This is a genomic window from Pseudoxanthomonas koreensis, from assembly GCF_010093225.1.
Taxonomy (GTDB): Bacteria; Pseudomonadota; Gammaproteobacteria; order Xanthomonadales; family Xanthomonadaceae; genus Pseudoxanthomonas; species Pseudoxanthomonas koreensis.
This window is the reverse complement of record NZ_PDWM01000006.1, coordinates 16,314-35,550: the sequence shown is the minus strand read 5'-3', so window position 1 is coordinate 35,550 and position 19,237 is coordinate 16,314. Positions and strand designations below refer to the sequence as shown.

12 protein-coding genes are annotated in these 19,237 nt (G+C 71.7%); 4 read left to right on the top strand and 8 right to left on the bottom strand.

What is annotated here, in order from left to right; translation table 11 throughout:
* The first annotated feature begins 34 nt into the window (after positions 1-34).
* Positions 35-2,209: a TonB-dependent hemoglobin/transferrin/lactoferrin family receptor gene (locus tag CSC64_RS03225; protein ID WP_162433884.1), complete on the top strand. Its 2,175-nt coding sequence runs from the start codon at positions 35-37 to the stop codon at positions 2,207-2,209.
* A gap of 97 nt (positions 2,210-2,306) precedes the next feature.
* On the opposite strand, the gene CSC64_RS03220 is transcribed toward CSC64_RS03225, so the two are convergent.
* The 4 genes from CSC64_RS03220 to CSC64_RS03205 are packed head-to-tail and all read right to left on the bottom strand — an operon-like array spanning position 2,307 to position 7,536.
* Positions 2,307-2,981: a Tll0287-like domain-containing protein gene (locus tag CSC64_RS03220; RefSeq protein WP_162433883.1), complete on the bottom strand. Its 675-nt coding sequence runs from the start codon at positions 2,979-2,981 to the stop codon at positions 2,307-2,309.
* The gene (locus tag CSC64_RS03215) at positions 2,978-6,283 is read right to left on the bottom strand and encodes an efflux RND transporter permease subunit (RefSeq protein WP_162433882.1); all 3,306 of its coding nucleotides are present in this window, start codon (positions 6,281-6,283) and stop codon (positions 2,978-2,980) included. Before CSC64_RS03215 ends, CSC64_RS03220 begins: the two co-directional genes overlap by 4 nt.
* 1 nt (position 6,284) lies before the next feature.
* Complete coding sequence (locus CSC64_RS03210; protein WP_238389739.1) at positions 6,285-7,322, bottom strand: efflux RND transporter periplasmic adaptor subunit; 1,038 nt, start codon at positions 7,320-7,322, stop codon at positions 6,285-6,287.
* Between the two features lie 10 nt (positions 7,323-7,332).
* On the bottom strand, positions 7,333-7,536 hold the full coding sequence (locus CSC64_RS03205) for a YgaP family membrane protein (RefSeq protein WP_162433881.1): 204 nt from the start codon (positions 7,534-7,536) through the stop codon (positions 7,333-7,335).
* A gap of 106 nt (positions 7,537-7,642) precedes the next feature.
* Here CSC64_RS03205 and CSC64_RS03200 point away from each other — a divergent pair, with 106 nt between their 5' ends.
* Genes CSC64_RS03200 through CSC64_RS03190 form a run of 3 tightly spaced genes read left to right on the top strand, consistent with a single transcriptional unit; the run spans position 7,643 to position 8,798 of the window.
* Positions 7,643-8,026 (top strand): rhodanese-like domain-containing protein, encoded by a 384-nt coding sequence (locus tag CSC64_RS03200; protein ID WP_162433880.1) that lies wholly within the window; start codon positions 7,643-7,645, stop codon positions 8,024-8,026.
* Between the two features lie 2 nt (positions 8,027-8,028).
* Complete coding sequence (locus CSC64_RS03195; RefSeq protein ID WP_238389738.1) at positions 8,029-8,385, top strand: ArsR/SmtB family transcription factor; 357 nt, start codon at positions 8,029-8,031, stop codon at positions 8,383-8,385.
* A gap of 56 nt (positions 8,386-8,441) precedes the next feature.
* A complete protein-coding gene (locus CSC64_RS03190; RefSeq protein ID WP_162433878.1) occupies positions 8,442-8,798 on the top strand; it encodes a carboxymuconolactone decarboxylase family protein in 357 nt (118 codons plus the stop codon).
* Between the two features lie 76 nt (positions 8,799-8,874).
* Here CSC64_RS03190 and CSC64_RS03185 read toward each other — a convergent pair whose 3' ends face one another.
* The 4 genes from CSC64_RS03185 to CSC64_RS03170 all read right to left on the bottom strand — a co-directional run bounded on the left by CSC64_RS03185 (position 8,875) and on the right by CSC64_RS03170 (position 19,227).
* Complete coding sequence (locus CSC64_RS03185; protein ID WP_162433877.1) at positions 8,875-11,274, bottom strand: Tex family protein; 2,400 nt, start codon at positions 11,272-11,274, stop codon at positions 8,875-8,877.
* Between the two features lie 106 nt (positions 11,275-11,380).
* Positions 11,381-13,519 carry a S46 family peptidase gene (locus tag CSC64_RS03180; protein ID WP_162433934.1) on the bottom strand — a complete coding sequence of 713 codons (2,139 nt, stop codon included), beginning with the start codon at positions 13,517-13,519 and terminating at the stop codon, positions 11,381-11,383.
* A gap of 123 nt (positions 13,520-13,642) precedes the next feature.
* Positions 13,643-17,452 carry a translocation/assembly module TamB domain-containing protein gene (locus CSC64_RS03175; RefSeq protein ID WP_238389737.1) on the bottom strand — a complete coding sequence of 1,270 codons (3,810 nt, stop codon included), beginning with the start codon at positions 17,450-17,452 and terminating at the stop codon, positions 13,643-13,645.
* Positions 17,449-19,227, bottom strand: coding sequence for an autotransporter assembly complex protein TamA (locus CSC64_RS03170; RefSeq protein ID WP_162433876.1), 1,779 nt, complete (start codon positions 19,225-19,227; stop codon positions 17,449-17,451). The genes CSC64_RS03175 and CSC64_RS03170 overlap by 4 nt, the downstream gene beginning before the upstream one ends.
* Positions 19,228-19,237: the final 10 nt, after the last annotated feature.

Sequence of the window (19,237 nt, the reverse complement as noted above, 5' to 3'; positions counted from 1 at the left end):
GCTCATCGCTCCCCTGCTCCTGGCCGGCGCCGGCGTGGCCGCCGCCGCCGAGGTCGTCGGCGAAGCGGACCGGACCACCACCCTGGACACCGTGGTGGTGGTGTCCAGCCGCGCGCCGGAGCCGATCAGCCAGGTCGTGGCCAGCGTGTCCAAGATCGAGCGCGAGGAACTGGACCGGCGCCTGGTACGCGACCCGGCCAGCCTGGTGCGCTACGTGCCCGGCGTGGCGGTGGTCGCCGACGGCCACCGCTGGGGCGCGCGCGGCTTTTCGATCCGCGGGCTTGAAGGCAACCGGGTGCGGATCCTGGTCGACGGCATTCCGCTGGCCGACGACTACAGCATCGGCCAGTTCGCCTCGGCCGGGCGCGACCTGGTCGACCTGGAGGCGGTGGAGCGGGTCGAGGTCCAGCGCGGCCCGGCCTCGACGCTGTACGGCAGCGACGCGCTGGCCGGCGTGGTCGCGTTCCGCACCCTCGACCCGGAGGCGCTGCTGGCGCGCAAGGGCGGCAACCGCTACCTGGGCGTGCGCCTGGGCTACGACGACATCGACGACAGCCGCCTGCTGTCGGCCAGCTGGGCGGGCGAATCGGCCGAGGGCTGGCAGGCAATGGCGATGGCCGCCGAGCGTCGCGGCCACGAGGCCGGCAACCGCGCCTGGCGAGCGGAGGACGCGCCCAACCCGACCGATTACTACCGCCGCGGCATGCTCGCCAAGCTGGCGCACGGCGACGCCGCCGCGGGCGGCCGCTATACGCTGGCCCTGGAGGCCAGCGACGCGTCACGGCAGACCGAGGTCAACTCGTTGCGCTTCGGCAGCGGCCGCTTCAACACCACCTACCGCCTGGGCGCCGACGACCGCCAGCGCCGCGCCCGGGCGAGCCTGGCCGGCGCATGGCCCCTGGCGCGCGCGTGGATGCAGGACCTGGAGGCGCAGCTGTACTGGCAGGGCACCGATATCCGCCAGGACAGCGAGCAGTACCGCCTGCCCGATCGCGTCACTCCGTTCGAATCGCTGCGCTGGCGCCGCTTCGACTACGCCGCCGACGCGGCCGGAATTTCGCTGTTGGCGCAGGCGCGCCACGAGGGCGCGCGCGCGCGGCACTGGCATGTCTACGGCCTGGACCTGGCCAGCACGCGCTACGAAGGCCTGCGCGATGGCCTGGAAACCAACCTGCGCACCGGCCAGACCAGCACGACGATCCTGGGCGAGCAGCTGCCGGTGCGCGACTTCCCCAACACCGACGCCGACAGCGCCGCGCTGTTCTGGCAGGACGAGATCGGCCTGGGCGAGCGCTTCGCCGTGGTGCCGGGGCTGCGCGCGGAATGGAACCGGCTGCGTGCGCATCCGGACGCGGTGTACCTGGAGGACTACCCGGACAATCCGCCGGTCGACGTGGAGACGCGCCAGGCCACGCCGCGGCTGGCGCTGCGCTGGATGTTCGGCAACGGCCACAGCGTGTTCGTCCAGTACGCGCGCGGCTTCCGCGCGCCGCCGTTCGGCGACGTCAACATCGGGCTGTCGCTGCCGGTCTACAACTACGAGGTCCGTGCAAACCCCGACCTGCGCCCGGAGCACAGCCAGGGCCTGGAACTGGGCTGGCGCTACGTCGGCGGGCAGGTCCGCGCCAGCGCGGCGCTGTACGACAACCGTTACCGCGACCTGATCGAGTCGCGCGCCAACCTGGGGATCGATCCGGGCACCGGTTCGCTGGTGTTCCAGTCGGTCAACCGCGACCGCGCCCGCATCCACGGCATCGAGGCCGAGTTGCTGTGGCAGTTGCCGGTCGCGGCCGCGAGCGCAGGCGACTGGCAGGTCCGCCGCGCGGTGGCCTGGAGCGGGGGCGAGGACCCCCGCCGCGACCTGCCGCTGAACACCGTCGATCCGCCGCGGGCCACGCTGGGGCTGAGCTACGACGACGGCGGCGGCCGCTGGGGCGGCGAGGGCGTGCTGGTGGCGGTGCAGGGCAAGCAGCGCATCGACCACAGCACCGGCGAGCTGTTCGCGCCGCCGGGATACGCACGCTTCGACCTGTACGGCTGGTTCGAGCCCCGGCCGGGCGTGCGCGTCAACGCCGCGCTGCTCAATCTCGCCGACCGCCGTTACTGGGAGTGGGCCGGCGTGCGCGGGGTCACGGCCGACGACGACGGCATCGGCTTCCACACCCAGCCGGGGCGCAGCTTCGCGGTCAACCTGACGCTGGAGTGGTAGCCGCCGCCGTGCGCGGCCGCGTGGCCTGGAGGGCGGCTGCAACGCAGGCCAGGCGATCATCTCCGCGGACGTGCGCCAGTCCGGATCGGCAGGCTGCCTACGGCGCGGCCGGTCCTGGCGCGGCGGGGGTCGGCACCTCCACCCATAACGCGCCGCGCAGGTCGCCGACGGCGAAGCCGGTGGCCTGGTCGCCGGGATAGCGCTTGGCGATGGCTGCGCGGACCGGACCGGCCACTTCGCTGCCATGGCAGGCCAGGCAGGCCGGCTCGGTCGCGATGCCGCGCATCATCCGCAACGCCACGCCGTCGGGCAGGCCGTCGCGGACCACCGAGACCTGTTCGGCCGCCGGTGCGCCAGCGTCCACCGCCTGCTGGAACACCTGCAGCGTGGCCAGCCTCCAGTCGTCGGCGGCCTGGGCTGGATTGCGGTTGCGACCGGGCAGGGCGACCCGACCCAGTTGCACGCCGTGTTCGGTCATCACCATCCCGGCGATGCGTGGGGCGCGGGTGTGGCACACGTCCACTGCGGCGACCGGGCCACCGGCGGCCATCGCCGCCAGCAGTTCGCTGCGTAACTGGCTGCTGAAGGCCATGGCGGCGGCGCTGGCCCGGGCCAGGCCGGCATCGTTGTCGGCGGCCACCGGTGCAGCGGGCGTCGGCGTGCCGGCATCGCTGGCAGTGGCGGCGGCCGCGGGCAGGCGCGCACAACCGGCGGTGGTGGCGATAGCCAGGCACGCGGCCAGGGCGGTGAAGCGGAACGGGGTCGGGTTCATGCGAAGGACTCCTCGGGCTTGCACTTGCGCGAACGGAACGACAGCAGCGAGTAGTACAGCAGCGGGATGACCACCAGGGTCAGCACGGTCGAGACCAGGATGCCGAACACCAGCGAGATGGCCAGGCCGTTGAAGATCGGATCGTCGAGGATGAACAGCGCCCCGCCCATGGCCGCCAGCGCGGTCAGCGCGATCGGCTGGGCGCGCACCGCGCAGGCATCGATCACCGCCTGCCCGGGCGCGTGCCCGCGCGCGACGAGGTGGTTGATGAAATCCACCAGCAGGATCGAGTTGCGCACGATGATCCCGGCCAGGGCGATCATGCCGATCATCGAGGTGGCGGTGAACTGCGCGCCCAGCAATGCGTGGCCGGGCATCACCCCGATCACGGTCAGCGGGATCGGGGCCATGATCACCAGCGGCACCACGTAGTCGCGGAAGTACGCCACCACCAGCAGGTAGATCAGGACCATGCCCAGCGCGTAGGCGATGCCCATGTCGCGGAAGGTCTCGTAGGTGATCTGCCATTCGCCGTCCCACTTGATCGAGAACCCGGCGGTATCGGCCGGCTGGCGGATGAAGGACTGCGACAGGACCTGCCCGGCGATGCGGTTGCCGGCCACCTGGCCGACCAGGTCGAACATGCCGTACAGCGGGCTGTCCGCGTCGCCGCTCTCGTCGCCGGTCACGTACACCACCGGCAGCAGGTCCTTGTGGTGGATCGCGCCGTCCCAGCCGTCGCGGCGCACCTGCACCAGTTCGGACAGCGGCACCAGCTGGCCTGTGCCGCCACGCACGCGCAGCGCGAGCAGGCCGTCCAGGCTGGCCTGGTCTGCCGGTGGCAGGCGCAGGCGTATCGGCCTCGGGTACTTGGAGCTGCCGTCGACCAGGTGGCTGGCATCCAGGCCCTGCAGGCCGGACGCGAGGGTCTGGGCGATGTCGGCCTGCGACACCCCCAGGCGCGCGGCGCGGACGCGGTCGACCAGCAGCATTTCGCGGGGAGCGTCGGCCTCCACGCTGGTGTCGACGTCGACGATGCCTTCGGTGGCCAGGAAGCGCTGTTCCAGCGCCCGGCCCAGGGCACGGACGCGGTCGTAGTCCGGGCCGTAGACCTCGGCCACGATCGGCGACAGCACCGGCGGCCCCGGGGGCACTTCCACCACCTTCACCGAGGCGCCGTGCCGCTCGCCGATCCGCGACAACTGCGGGCGCAGCGCCACGGCGATGTCGTGGCTCTTGCGCCTGCGCTGGTGGCGGTCGACCAGGTTGACCTGCAGGTCGCCGGCGTTGGCGCCCTGGCGCAGGTAGTACTGGCGCACCAGGCCGTTGAAGTTGATCGGCGCGGCGGTGCCGGCATAGCCCTGGTAGTGGAGCACTTCCGGGGTGCGGTCGAGCACGGTGGCCAGCTCGGCCAGCAGCGCCGAGGTGTCCTCCAGGGTGCGGCCCTCGGGCAGGTCGACCACGACCTGCAGCTCGGACTTGTTGTCGAACGGCAGCATCTTCAGCACCACCAGCCTGAATCCGGCCAGGCTGGCGGCCAGCAGCACCAGCGCGGCCATCGCGGCAAACAGCAGCCGGCGCCGGCGGGTGCCGTGTTCCGGATCCAGGAACGGCCCCATCAGGCGCTCGAACAGGCGGTGCAGGCGCGCGGCCATCGTCCCGGTCGCGTGTCCGTCGCCCCGCCCGTCATCGGCGTGCGCGCCATCGGCCAGCGCCGGGCCATGCCGCTTGAGCAGTTTCAGCGACAGCCACGGCGTGACCACCAGCGCGATCAGCAGCGACAGCAGCATGCCGACCGAGGCGTTGACCGGGATCGGGCGCATGTACGGGCCCATCAGGCCGCTGACGAAGGCCATCGGCATCAGCGCGGCGATCACGGTGAAGGTGGCCAGGATGGTCGGGCCACCGACCTCGTCCACTGCCGGAGGGATCGCCTCGCGCAGGGTCTTGCCTCCCCGGGCCATGTGCCGGTGGATGTTCTCCACCACCACGATCGCGTCGTCGACCAGGATGCCGATGGAGAAGATCAGCGCGAACAGGGACACCCGGTTGAGGGTGAAGCCCATCGCCCAGGAGGCGAACAGGGTCACCGCCAGGGTCAGCACCACCGCCGAGCCGATCACGATCGCCTCGCGCCGGCCCAGCGCGAACAGCACCAGCAGCACCACCAGGCTGGTGGCGAAGAACAGCTTCTTGATCAGGGTCCAGGCCTTGTCGCTGGCCGACTGGCCGTAGTCGCGGGTGACGGTGACCTGGACGCCTTCGGGAATGACCTGGCCGCGCAGCGCCTGGACCCGCTCCTGCACCGCGCCGGTGATGTCGGCCGCGTTGGCGCCCGGCTTCTTGGCGATGGCCAGGGTGACCGCCGGTGCCATGCCGCTGGCCGGGCCGTCGCGGCCGGCCGGCGCACCGTGCCAGACGTAGCGGGCGGGGGTGTCGGCCGCATCGGTGATCGTGGCCACGTCCTGCAGCCGCACCGGCTGGCCGCCGGACATGCCCAGGACCAGGCTGGCCACGTCCTGGCGGTCGGCCAGGAACTGGCCGGAGGTGACCTGGGATACGCCGTCGCCGCCGACCCGTTCGCCGGCCTGGCGGGCCAGGTTGGCCGCCTGCAGGGCACCGGCCAGGTCGCCCACGGTCAGGCCGTGGCTGGCCAGGCGCGCCGGATCCAGGGTCACCATCAGCGCCCGCTCCGGGGCGCCGATGGTGGCCACGTCGCGGGTGCCGGGGATGCGCTTGAGCTCGTTCTCCAGGCTGTGCGCCACTTCGGCCAGCTCGATGGCGCTGCGCCACGGCAAGCCCTGGCGTGCCGACGCATCGGCATCGTCGGTCCACAGGGTCAGCGCCATCACCGGCACGTCGTCGATGCCCTTGGGCTTGATCACCGGCTGGCCCACGCCCAGGCCCTGCGGCATCCAGTCCTGGTTGGAGAACACCTTGTCGTACAGGCGCACCAGCGCCGGCTGGCGCTCCACGCCGACTTCGAACTCGACCGTCAGCACCGCCATGCCCGGGCGGCTGATCGAATAGGTGTGCTTGACCTGTTCGATCTCCGCCAGCTTCTGCTCCAGCGGGAAGGCCACCATCTGTTCGACCTGGCGCGCATCGGCGCCGGGGAACGGCACGATGACGTTGGCCATGGTCACGTCGATCTGCGGCTCTTCCTCGCGCGGGGTGATCGCTACTGCGACCAGGCCGAGCAGCAGGCCCACGATCGCCAGGATCGGCGTGAGCGGGTTTTCCTGGAAGGCGCGGGCGATGCGGCCGGAAATACCCAGGCGGGGGCTGTCGTGCGCATTCATGTCACTTTTCGTTCCTGCGCGCGGCCACCAGTGCCTGCACCGCGGCCACCGGATCGGCGGCGATGACCTCGCCCGGCTCCAGCCCGGCGATCACTTCGACGCTGTCGCCGTCGCGGGCGCCCAGTCGCAGCTGGCGCAGCATCAGCCGTCCGTTGGCCAGGACGTAGACCGCATTGACCTCGCCGCGCCGCACCAGCGACGAGGCGGGCACGCGCGGCCGTGCGGCGCCGGCCAGCGCGGGGAAGGCGACCTTGGCGGTCATGCCCGGCTGCGGCGCCGGGGCGAGCTGCGGCAGTTGCACGCGCACCCTGACCGCGTGGGTCGCCACGTCGGCGGCGGGAAACACGACCCCGTCGGTGGCACCGACGTTGCGGCCATCGTCGAAGGCGATCCGTGCGGCCGGATCCGCACGGATCGCATCGGCATCGGACTGCGGCACGCTCAACTCGATGCGCAGCGCATCGGGCGCGAATACGGTCATCAGCGGCTGGCCGATGCCCACGCTCTCGCCCGGCTCGACCTCGCGCGCGCTGACGATGCCGGCGTAGGGCGCGCGGATCGTGGTGTAGGTGCTCTGCTGGCCGGCATCGACCAGGCGCGCGCGCGCCGCGTCGCGCTCGGCGCGCGCCTGGTCGAGCTGCATCTTCGACACGTACTGGTTCTCGGCCAGGCCGGCCATGCGCCTGTAGGTGGCCTCGGCCAGCTGCAGCTGCGCGCGGGCGGCATCGACGCCGGCCTGCTGTTCGACCGCGGTCAGCCGGACCAGTACCTCGCCGGCGGCCACGCGGTCGTTGACGTCGTGCAGGACTTCGGCGACCCGCCCGCGGGTCTGCGCGGTCAGCCCGGCTTCGCGGACGGCCTCGACCACGCCGTCCCAGGCGCGCGCGCCGCCGTCCGCGGCGGTGGACACCACCTGCGTCTCCAGGCCTTCGATCGGCGCCGGCGCGGGCATGTCCCCGGTGCCGCCGCAGGCGGCGAGCGCGACGGCCAGTGCCAGCGGAGCCAGCAGGCGCAGGGCGCCGGTCGCATCCGTCCTCACGGCATCGGCCTCACTTGAACGCGCTGCCGCTGGAGACGCCCAGCTTGCGGAGCACGACCGCCGTGGGGCAGAAGCCGGTGACGCTGGACTGCAGCAGGTTGACGCCGACGAAGGCGGTCAGCAGCAACCACCACGGCGAGACGAAATACACCAGCGCCACGCTGGCCAGGATCATGGTGCCGGCGAAGGCGAGGACGGCGCGATCGATGTTCATGGGAGATCTCCTTGTCTGCGATGCGATGGACGGGTTCCATCGGCTTGCAATCAAATTAGCATTGTCTTATATTAGCGTCAACTGATATCAGGAACTTCCCGTGCCCATGACCGTGAATGAAATGGTCGCCGCCGCCCGCTCGCGCATCCGCGAGGTCGAGCCGGGCGAGTGCGCGGCCTGGCCTGCCGGCGAGGTGGTGCTGATCGACGTGCGCGAGCCGGCCGAGTTCGCCGGCGGCCACCTGCCCGGGGCGGTGAACCTGCCGCGCGGCGTGCTCGAGTTCCAGGTGCATGCGCATCCGGCGATGGCGTGCAGCACCAGCGATGCGCTGGCGCAGCCGTCGCGGCCGCTGCTGCTCTACTGCCTCAGCGGCGGCCGTTCCGCGCTGGCGGCCGACAGCCTGCGCCAGCTCGGCTTCGGGGACGTCCGGTCGCTTGCCGGCGGGTTCCAGGCGTGGCGCAATGCAGGCCTGCCCGTGAGCATGGAATGACGATGGCCCGTACCCAGGCGCAACCGGCCTTCGACCTGGAGGCGATGCAGGCCCATGCCGGCGACGCGGCGCAGCTGCTCAAGGCGCTGGCCAACGAGAAACGGCTGCAGGTGCTGTGCCTGCTGGCGGGCGGCGAGCGCTCGGTCGGCGAGATGCAGGGCCAGCTCGATCTGGGCCAGTCGGCGCTGTCGCAGCACCTGGCCGTGCTGCGCGAGCAAGGCCTGGTGCTGACCCGGCGCGACGCCCAGAGCATCTTCTATTCGATTGCGCCGGGGCCGGCCGCGGCGGTGATGCAGACCCTGCACGGGATCTACTGCGCACCGGTGCGGCGCCGCGGTGCCGGCGGCAGGAAACGATGAGCGTCCGGCCCGGGTCGCCGCCCGGCCAGCAACCCTTGGACACCGAGGAGAAAACCATGTCCGCCGATCTTTCCTATACCGACCTGACCCGCGGGGTCTCGCGCAACCTCACCGCGCTGCGCACCCACAATGCCGAGGTGATGCAGGGCTTCGGTGCCCTGAGCAAGGCGGCGCTGGCGCCCGGCGCGCTGGACGAGAAGACCAAGGAGCTGATCGCGATGGCGATCGGGGTCGCCAACCGTTGCGATGCCTGCCTGGGTTTCCACGCCAAGGCGCTGGTGCGCCTGGGCGCCACCCCGGAGGAGTTCCGCGAAATGCTGGGCGTGGCTGTGTACATGGGCGGCGGGCCGTCGCTGATGTATGCCGCCAATGCGCTGGCCGCGTTCGAAGAGTTCTCGACGGCCGCGGCGTAGAGCGGGGCTTGCCCCGCTGCTCTTCCAGCCTCTCGTCCTTCAGGCGTGGGTAGCCGGGCAAGCCCGGCTCTACGGGTCAGCTGCGGCGCAGGCCCTTGAGGGCGTCGGCCATCGCGCTGTTGAACGGCGCGGCCTGCTGTTGCGGGCGTGGTGCGTTGCTGCGTCCGCGGTCGGATGCATTGCCACGGTCCGATGCGCCGCCGCGTTCGCCGCGCGGCGCGCTGCCCGGGCGCCCGCCGTCGCGGCGCGCGTCGCGCTCGCCCGCACGCGGCTGCGCCTGCCCGGGTTCGTCGTCCAGGCGCCGGGTCAGGGCGATGCGCTTGCGCGCCACGTCGACCTCCAGCACCTTGACCTTGACGATGTCGCCGGCCTTCACGACCTCGCGCGGATCCTTCACATAGCGGTCCGACAGCGCCGAGATGTGGACCAGGCCGTCCTGGTGCACGCCGATGTCGACGAACGCGCCGAACGCGGCGACGTTGCTGACCACGCCTTCGAGCACCATGCCCGGGCGCAGGTCCTTGATGTCCTCCACGCCGTCGGCGAACTTCGCTGCCTTGAACTCGGGGCGCGGGTCGCGGCCGGGCTTCTCCAGCTCCTTGAGGATGTCGCGCACGGTCGGCAGGCCGAACTTTTCGTCGGTGAACTGCTCGGCCCGGAGCGCGCGCAGGAAGGCGCTGTCGCCGATGATCTGCTTCACCTGGCGGCCGCTGCCGGCGAGGATGCGCTCGACCACCGGGTAGGCTTCCGGGTGCACCGAAGAGGCGTCCAGCGGCTGTTCGCCATCTGCAATACGCAGGAAGCCGGCACACTGCTCGAAGGTCTTCTCGCCCAGCCGCGGCACTTTCAGCAGCGACTTGCGCGAGGCGAAGGCGCCGTTCTGGTCGCGGAACGAAACGATGTTCTCGGCCACCGTCGAGGACAGGCCCGACACGCGCGCCAGCAGCGCGGCCGAGGCGGTGTTCACGTCCACGCCGACCGCGTTCACGCAGTCTTCCACGCGCGCGTCGAGCGCGCGCGCCAGCCGGTACTGGTCGACGTCGTGCTGGTACTGGCCCACGCCAATGGCCTTGGGCTCGATCTTGACCAGTTCGGCCAGCGGATCCTGCAGGCGCCGGGCGATCGAAACCGCGCCGCGCAGCGACACGTCGAGCCCGGGGAATTCCTTCGCCGCCAGCTCCGAGGCCGAGTACACCGAGGCGCCGGCTTCGCTGACCACGATCTTCTGCGCCTTCAGTTCCGGCACCAGCTTGAGCAGGTCGCCGGCCAGCCTGTCGGTTTCGCGCGAGGCGGTGCCGTTGCCGATGGCGATGAGCTGCACGCCATGGGAGACGCACAGCTTGCGCAGCGATGCCAGCGAGGCGTCCCATTGCCGCTTCGGTTCATGCGGGTAGATGGTGTCGGTGGCGACCAGCTTGCCGGTGGCGTCGACCACGGCGACCTTGACCCCGGTGCGCAGGCCCGGATCCAGGCCGAGCACGGCCTTCGGACCGGCGGGCGCGGCCCGCAGCAGGGCCTTGAGGGTGTCGCCGAACACGGGGATGGCCTCGGCCTCGGCCTTCTCGCGCGCCTGGTTGAACAGGTCCAGCAGCAGGTGCAGGTGGATCTTGGCGCGCCAGGCCAGGCGGCAGGCGTTGCGCAACCAGGCGTCGGCGGCGCGGCCGCGGTCCTCGATGCCGGCGCGGAGGGCGATGCGGCCCTCGGCGTAGGCGTTGCCGGCGTCGACATCGCTGCCCGGCTCGAGTTCCAGCTGCAGGAATTCCTCGCGGCGGCCGCGGAACAGGGCGAGCAGGCGGTGCGAAGGGATCTTCGCCAGCGGCTCGGCGTGGTCGAAGTAGTCGCGGAACTTCTCGCCGGCGGCTTCCTTGCCTTCGACCACCTTCGCCCGGATCACGCCGTTGGTATCCAGCCACTGGCGCAGTTCGCCGAGCAGCGCGGCGTCCTCGCCCCAGCGCTCGATCAGGATCGCGCGCGCGCCTTCGAGCGCGGCCTTGGCGTCGGCCACGCCCTTCTCCGCATCGACGAAGGCGGCGGCGAATTCCTCTGGCACCTGCGACGGATCGGCCAGCAGGCCGTCGGCCAGCGGCTCCAACCCGGCCTCGCGCGCGATCTGGGCGCGGGTGCGGCGCTTCTGCTTGTACGGCAGGTACAGGTCTTCCAGGCGCGACTTGCTGTCGGCGGCCTCGATGTCGGCGCGCAGTTCACCGGTCAGCTTGCCCTGTTCTTCGATGCTGGCCAGGATCGCGGCGCGCCGGTCTTCCATCTCGCGCAGGTAACCCAGCCGGACCTCGAGGTTGCGCAGCTGGGTGTCGTCCAGGCCGCCGGTGACTTCCTTGCGGTAGCGGGCGATGAACGGCACGGTCGCGCCTTCGTCGAGCAGGCCGACGGCGGAGACGACCTGCGCGGTCTGCGCGCCGATTTCCCCGGCGATGGTCTGGGCGATCTTGCGCGCGAGCGCGGCGGAAATTTCGGTCATGGACAGCGGGATCTGCGGCGGAAAGCGGATCGTGGATTGTGGCAACCGCGCCGCGGCGATGTAACCCGTTGACAAGCGCGCGGCCAGCATCCCTCCCGGGCGGCCGCTAGAGCCCCATCTCCCGCAGCAGGTGCGGCGCGGGGTAGACCTGGCCCATCAGCCAGCGCATGTAGCGCATGTCGACGTGGACGGCGCGCTTGTAGCGCGGGTCGAACCACCAGCTGGCGCTGACCGACTCCCAGTTGCTGTCGAAGTTCAGGCCGATCAGTTCGCCGCGGGCATTGAGCACCGGCGAGCCGGAGTTGCCGCCGGTAGTGTCCAGGTTGGTCAGGAAGTTGACCGTCTGCGTGCCCAGCGCCGGATCGGCGGTGCCGGCGAAGTCGCCCCTGGCGATCGCTTCCAGCAGCGGCCGCGGTGCGTCGAACGGGGCCTGGCCGGTGTGCTTCTCGACAATGCCGGCCACCGTGGTCACCGGCGCGTAGGTCACCGCGTCGCGCGGCTGCAGGCTCTGCAGGCGGCCGTAGCTGACCCGCAGGGTGCCGTTGGCGTCGGGGTACATCGCGCGGCCCTGCTCGCCGCGCCAGCCGGTGAGCGCGGACATGTAAGACGGGCGCAGGCGCAGCAGTTCGCCGTCGCGGGCCTTGCGCTCGTCTTCCAGGCGGATCTGCGCCGGCACCAGGGTGGCGGCCAGCGCCAGCAGCGGGTCGGGCGCCAGCGCCTGGCCTTCGCGCGCGGCCGCCAGACGCGACAGGCGCGCGGATTCCTCGCCCAGGGTGGTGCCGGCGTACAGCGCGTCGAGCGCCTTCTCCAGCGCGGCCGGGGTGCGGCCGAAGGCGGCGTCGAATTCGGGCACCCGCTGCTCCGGCGGCAGCGCCAGGTAGCGGCCGAGCAGCGCAGACAGCAGCGCCTTCTCCACCTTCGGGTCGTAGCGGCGCTGGAGCTGTTTCAGCATGCCCTCGATCAGGGCCAGGTCGCGGGCCTGGTAGCCGCTCTCGCGCTGCGCGTCGGGTTTGGCCGACTCGATCCGCAGCCGCTCCAGCTGCAGGGCCGAGCGCAGCAGCTGGGTCTGGCTGGCGACCAGCCCCAGCAGCAGGTCGCGCTCGCGCACCGCCGAGGCCTGCGCCAGCACCTGGTCCAGGGCGTCGAGATCGGGCCGGTCGCCCTCCGACGTCACTCCGCGCATCCCGCGCTCGTCCGCGGCCCGCTGCCGCACCGCGTCGCTGCGCAGCAACCCTTCCAGTTCGCCGGCGGCGCGCTTGCGATTGTTCTTCAGCGACTGCACCTGCGAGGCGTAGCGGGTGGCGGCCGCGGCATCGCCGGCGGTGGCGCGATCGATCGCGGCCAGCAGCTGGTCGAACACCGCCACCCGCGCCGGCAGCGTCCATTCGACCTGCTGGGCGAATTCGGCGGCGGTGCGGTGGCGGTAGGTGGTCCCCGGATAGCCGGCGAGCATGGCGAAATCGCCCTCGCGCGGCCCCTGCAGCGACACCTGCAGGTGCGACGGCGGCTGGTAGGCGACGTTGTCCGGCGAATACGCGGCCGGCTTGCCGTCGCGGCCGACATAGGCGCGCAGCAGGGTGAAGTCGCCGGTGTGGCGCGGCCACATGAAGTTGTCGATCTCGTCGCCGAAGTTGCCGATCGCGCGCGGCGGCGCGTAGGCCAGGCGCAGGTCGCGCAGTTCCATCTGGCGGATCCGGTAGAAGTCGGTGCCGTAGTACATGTTGGCCACGCTGCAGCGGATCCCGGCCTCGCGTTCGCATTCGGCCACGATCCGCTTGCCGGCCGCATCGACCGCGTCGAAGTAGGCGCGCCCGGACTTGCCGCGGGCCGCGCCGAGCACTTCATCGGTTACCCGGTCGAAGCCGACCGTGACCAGCACGCGGAAATCCGGGTTGGCCGGCAGTTCGGCGGCGCGGTCGGCGGCGACGTAGCCGTTGTCGATCAGGTTGCGCTCCGGACTGCTGTTGTACTGGATCACGCCATAGGCGACGTGGTGGTTGGTGAGCACCAGGCCGTCGGCGGAGACGAAGGCGCCGGTGCCGCCGCCGGTGCGCACCACCGCGTTCAGCGGCGCGGCGGTGAGGTCGGCCAGCGCCGCCGGGTCGCCGGCGAAACCGGCCTGTTCCAGCTGCGCGGCGATCCGTGGCAGCTGCGACGGCATCCACATGCCTTCGTCGGCCTGCGCGCCGTTGGCGAACAGGGCCGACAGCGCCACCACGCAGGCCAGCGGCAGGCCGGCGTTCATGCGGATCGTCGCGGCGCGTGCCGGCGTCTTCGTTCTCATCGGGATGTTCCTTGCAAGGCGAACCGGGAACCGTAGCGGCCACGCCCGCGGCGGACAACCGCCGCAGGTCATGCCCGCGCCGCGTCAGCGTTCGGTGCGCCAGTTGATCGAGGAACGCGTTTCCAGCGTGCTCGACTCGACTTCCACGTCGAAGCCCTTGCGCAGCAGGTACTTCAGGATCACCACCTGGCCGGCGCCGACCATCGACACGCCGTAGCCCACGTACAGCCGCGGGGTGATGTACTTGCCCACGCCCACCACCGCGCCGCCGAGCGCGCGCGAATGCATCACCCCGGCGTCGTCGAAGCCCATGCGCCTGCCCAGCTGCGCGGCCAGCAGGCCGGTGCCGGCCGACATCGTCGCCGAGGTGGCGGTGACCTGCTGCGCCTGGTCGCGGGTCGCGCCTTCCAGGCTGCGGCCCAGCATCAGGTAGGCCAGCGCCTCGGACTGCGGCATCGACGGGTTGGACCAGACGTTGAGCTGCGGTTCGTCGGCGTGGCCGCTGACGTCGATGCCGGCGACCACGTCGCCGACGCGGCGCTCGGCGCGCAGGTTGATGCGCGGGTCGACGATGCGGTTGTTGCTCCAGGTGAGCTGGCCATGGGTGATGGTCAGGTCCTGGCCGTAGGCCTTGTAGCGGCCGCCGATCTCCAGTGCGCCGGTGCCCATCATTTCCTGGCCCGGACGCGTGCGCACCTGCAACCGCCCGCTCATCGTGCCCTGCATGCCGTAACCGGAGACGGTCACGTCGTTCACCAGGACCAGGGCCAGGTCCATGTCCAGCGGCGTGCCGCGCTGGTCTTCCGGATCCACCGGATCGACCACGACCACGTCCTCGGACACCGAGACGCCCTGTTCGAAGCGTTCCAGGTTCACCGCGGCCTCGGTCACCTCCACCTGGCCGCGCAGCACCAGGGTCGGGCCGTCCGTGCTCAGCTGGATGTCGGGATTGGCGGTGGCCACCAGCATCGGCGTGTCGGCGATCAGCACGTCCTGGCCGTGGATGTGCAGCTGCAGCGGCGTTTCCTGGCCGAACCAGGACAGGCTGCCGTCGAGCATCAGCTTGCCGCCGCCGGTGCCGACCGAGGCGGCGAACCGCGCCGAGCCGTCCGCCTGTGCGTCCAGGCTGCCCTGGCCGTCGCTCAGGCTCAGGCCAAGCGCCGGCAGTTCGCCCTGGAAATCCTCCAGCAGCAGCTGCCCGGCCATCAACGGCTCGCCGCGGGTGCCGCGCACGCTCATGTGCCCGCGCACGACGCCGCGCGGGCGCACCAGTTCCGGCGAGAACAGCTCCAGCCAGAACAGCTGCGAGATGTAGGTGTACAGCTCGCCGGTGAGCGGCGAATAGGGTTCCCAGCCGGTGTTGAAGGTGGCGTCGATGTAGCCGTCGCCCTGGAAGCCGGTGCCGAGCCGGCCCTGGATCTTCTGCGGATCGAATGCCAGGTCGAAGCTGAAGTTGTCGTAGCGGGCGATCTCGCGGCGCGCGTTGTTGCCCAGGCGCAGGCCGCCCTGCGGCGACGCCAGGTGGACGCTTCCGGTCCAGCGGTTGCCCTGCGGGCGGATGTCCGCGTCCAGGGTGAACTCGCCGCGGGTGACCAGCGCGCGGCCGCCCTGGTCGGGCAGCCAGGGCTCGACCAGCGCCAGCGGCAGCCGCTCGCTGTTCACCACCAGGCCCTTGGACGGCCAGTCCGCCTGTGCGCACACCTGCGCGTCGCCGTGGCCGCTGGTGGCCAGGCAGGCCGGTTGCAGCTGGAAGCGCGGGCCGTTCACGGTGAACGCGGCCGGGGCCGCCAGCGCCCAGTGGTTGCCGCGCGCCGGCTCGATCCGCATCTGTTCCAGCGCGCCTTGCCAGGCGCTGCCGCGGCGCTGCACCTGCCCGGCGAACGACAGGCCGGCGGTCTGCGGGCTGTCCGCGTCCACCTGCAGGCGCAGGTCCTCCACCGCGCCCTGCGCGCGCACGTCCAGCCGCGCGACGGGAATGCCCAGCTGCAGGCCGGTGCCCTGCGCGGTGAAGTCGCCGTTGCCGCCGCGCCAGGGCAACTGGCCGCGCAGGTCGATGCTCTCGGCGCTCCACTCGTCCCAGTGCAGGCCGCGGCCCTGCAGGTCGGCCTGCACGTCCGGGGCCTGGCGGGTGCCGGTGAGCCGCAGCGAGCCCTGCACGGTGCCGGTGGCGTCCGGCAGCAGGTCGTCCAGCTGCAGCGGCTGCAGTTGCGCGCTGACATCGATGCGCTCGCCGACGCGGCCGTTGGCGCGTACGCGGCTGTTGCCCAGTTCCAGCGCGAGGTCGCCCTCGGCCTCGCCGCCGCGGACCACGAAGCGCCCGTTGCCGGCCAGCGCGCGGCCGCGCAGGTGCCCGCCCAGCGACTGCACCTCGATCTGCGCATCGACGCCGTCGCCGCCATCGCGGGCGCGGCCGGCGGTGGCGATGCGGCCGTTGACGTTGCCGTCCCAGCCCGGGACGAAGTAGCCCGGGTCGAACCCGTCCAGCTGCACCGCCAGGTCCCAGTCCAGCACCGGATCCCAGCCGGCTTCGCCGCTGGCGCGCAGGGTGCCGCCGGGCATGCTTGCCTGCAGCGAATGGATCTTCGCGCGGGTGTCGTTGCCGCGCACGTCCAGCACCACGTCAGCCTGCTGCCCCTCACGGCGCAGGGTCGCGTCGCCATAGGCGGCCCAGTTCCGCAGCGAGCCGGCCAGGCCCAGCGCAGCGTCCACGCCGATCGCCGGCGTTGCCGGATCCGTGGCCTCGAACACCAGGTCCTGCGCATTGAGCGCGAAGCGGAAGCGCCCGTCCTCCGGATCGCTGAAATCGGCGCGTCCCTTGAGCTGCACCGTGCCCCCGTACAGCTCCAGCGCCAGCGGCGCCACGGTCAGCACCTGCTCCTCCAGCTGCACGCGCGAAGGCGCGAGGGTCACCTGCACGTCGCCATGGCCCAGCTGGCCGGACAGCTCGGCCGCGCCGCCGGTGCCCTGCGCGCGCAGGTCGAAGCGGAACGGGGTCTGCGAAGGTTCGCCGCCGGCCAGCAGCGCCGGATCCAGGCCTTCGCTGCGTGCGTCCAGGCGCCAGGCCGGTGCATCCTTGTCGCCGCCCAGGGTCAGCGTGGCGCGCAGCGGTTCCGGTGCGCGGCCACCGATGCCGACTTCCATCTTCGACAGGTCGCCGCGCGCCAGCAGCCCGAACCGCGCCGCGCTGTGTCCGCGCGGCGCCGGCAGCACCGCGGTCAGCAGCAGGTCGCTGCGGTAGTTGTGCACCGGCTCGTAGCTGCCGTGCAGCGAGAACAGGCCCAGGTCGCTGTCCACCTGCAGCTGCCGGGCGCGGAGGAAGCCATGGGCGATGTCGATGCCGCCGCGCAGGTGGTGGATGTCGATCACCTGTTCGCCGCCGGAGCGGACGGTGAAGCCGTCGATGACGATGCGGTCGGCCTGGATCGCGATCGGCATTTCGATCGCCGGCAGCGACTCGGGCCAGCGCGGTAGCTCGAACGGTTCGTCGCTGGGCGCCAGGTCCAGGGTCGCGCCCTCGATCTCGAACGCGTCCAGGCGCAGGCGCCGGCCCAGCAGCGGGCGGATGTCCGGGTCCAGGTAGGCGCGGCGCGCGGTGAAGCGGTAGTCCTGGTAGCGGAAATCCAGCCCGTGCAGGGTCAGCGGCCCGGCCAGCGGGCCCTCCACCTTTTCCCAGCTCAGCGTGGCGCCCACCGGCAGCCGCGAGATGACCTGGGCCAGCAGCACGTCGCGCCCGGCAATGGTCTGCAGCAGCCAGTACAGCAGCACCGCCACGCCGACCACCATTGCCAGCACGCCCAGGCCCGACCACGCCCAGAAGCGGCGGCGCCGGTAGAAGCGCGGCCGCGGCGCCGGTGCGGCGGCCCTGGCTTCCGGCGGCGGCACCGGCGTGCTCACAGGTTCGCCCCCAGGCTCAGGTAGATCTGGAAACTCGAATCCGGGTCATCCAGGCCATGGGCGATGTCGATGCGCACGCCGCCGATCGGCGAGCGCCAGCGCGCGCCCACGCCCACGCCCAGGTGCAGCTTGTACTCGTCGGGCGAATCGAAGGCGTCGCCGCCATCGACGAACGCGGCCATGCCCCAGGGCCCGGCTTTGAAGTAGTGCTCGTACTCGACCGAACCGGTGAGCACGTAGCGCCCGCCCAGCGCGAAATTGTCCGGCGGTGGCGTGCGCGGGCCGACCTCGCGCCAGGCGTAGCCGCGGATGCTGCGGTCGCCGCCGGCGAAGAAGCGCAGGCTCGGCGGCATCGCCACCAGGTCGGAAGTCCAGGTCGCGCCCGCCTCGCCGCGCAGGATCAGCCGGTCCGCCGCGCCCACGCCCTGGAACCAGCTGCCGCTGGCCCAGCCCTGCACGAAGTTGGTGTCCGAGCCCAGGCCTTCGGCGCCGCCGCGCATGGCCAGGCTGAGGCTGAGCCCGTGGCGCGGGAACAGGCGGGTGTCCACGCCGGTGTAGGTGCCGGTCACTTCCGGGGAGAGCAGGGTCGAGTACGTGTACAGGCGCTGGCCGGTGGCCGCGTCCATGTCGTAGCTCCAGCGTTCGCGCAGCGCGATCAGCGACGCGGCCGCGATCCAGCGCTCGTTGATCTCGCCGCTGCGGCTGGCCAGCAGGCGCACGTTGCGCAGGTCGATGTAGTCGGTCTGCTCGTCGTAGGCGCTGAACGCCCCGGTGTACCAGCCGTCGAGCCAGGCGAACGCCGGGATGCGGTACTGGACCAGCAGGTTCTTGCGGTTCTGCGCCCAGTCCAGGTCGGTGGCAAGCTTGTGCCCGCGCTCGTTGACGTAGCGCCGCTCCATGCCGAAGCGCACGCCCGCGCCGCTCTCCGAACCGTAGCTCAGGCCGGCGGTGTAGACGGTGCGCTTGGCCAGCACCAGGTTGACGTCGATCGGCACGCGCAGGTCGTCGCTGGCCTGGTCGGTGAGCGGCTGGATGTCGATGGCGCTGAAATAATCGAGCTTGACCAGCGACTGGCGCAGCCGGTCCAGCTTGCCCTGGTGGAAGTAGCTGCCTTCCTCCCAGGTCACCAGCCGTTCGAGCAGGCCGGGCAGGAAGTAGTCCTGGTGGAACACGGTCGGGCCCATGTCGAAGCGGTAGCCGCTGTCCCACACCAGGTCGATGTCGGCGGCATGGTCGGCGCGGGTCACCCGTACCTCGCGCGACATGAAGTCCGCGTCGAAGTAGCCGCGCTCGGCCAGGCGGCGGCTGATGCCGTCGCGGCTGGCGTCGTAGGTGGCGTGGTCGAACGCTTCGCCCACCGTGGGCCGGAACCCGGCCAGGTCGCGCGCCAGGTACTGGTCCTCGCCGCCGGGGCCGAGGATCTCCACCCGCGATTCGCGCACCCGCACCGGCTCGCCTGGCGTGACGTTGACCGTGACGGCGATGTTGTCGTCGGCGTCGCGCGGCGCGTCCACGGTGATCTTCGGCGAGTAGTAGCCGAACGGTTCCAGCGCCTGCCGCGCCTCGCGCTCGGCATTGAGCAGCAGGAACTCCAGCCGCGACTCGCCCTGGGTCTTGCCGATCTCGCTGTTCACGCCCAGGGCCAGGCGCACGTTGTTCTCCATGGCCTCGTCGTGCTCCAGGCCGCGGATCTCGACCCGCTGGATGGTGCCGCGGGCCCAGGCGGGGAAGGTCGCCGAGGCCAGCAGCAATGCGAGGAGGGGGAGGCGACGCATGGGCTCAGGA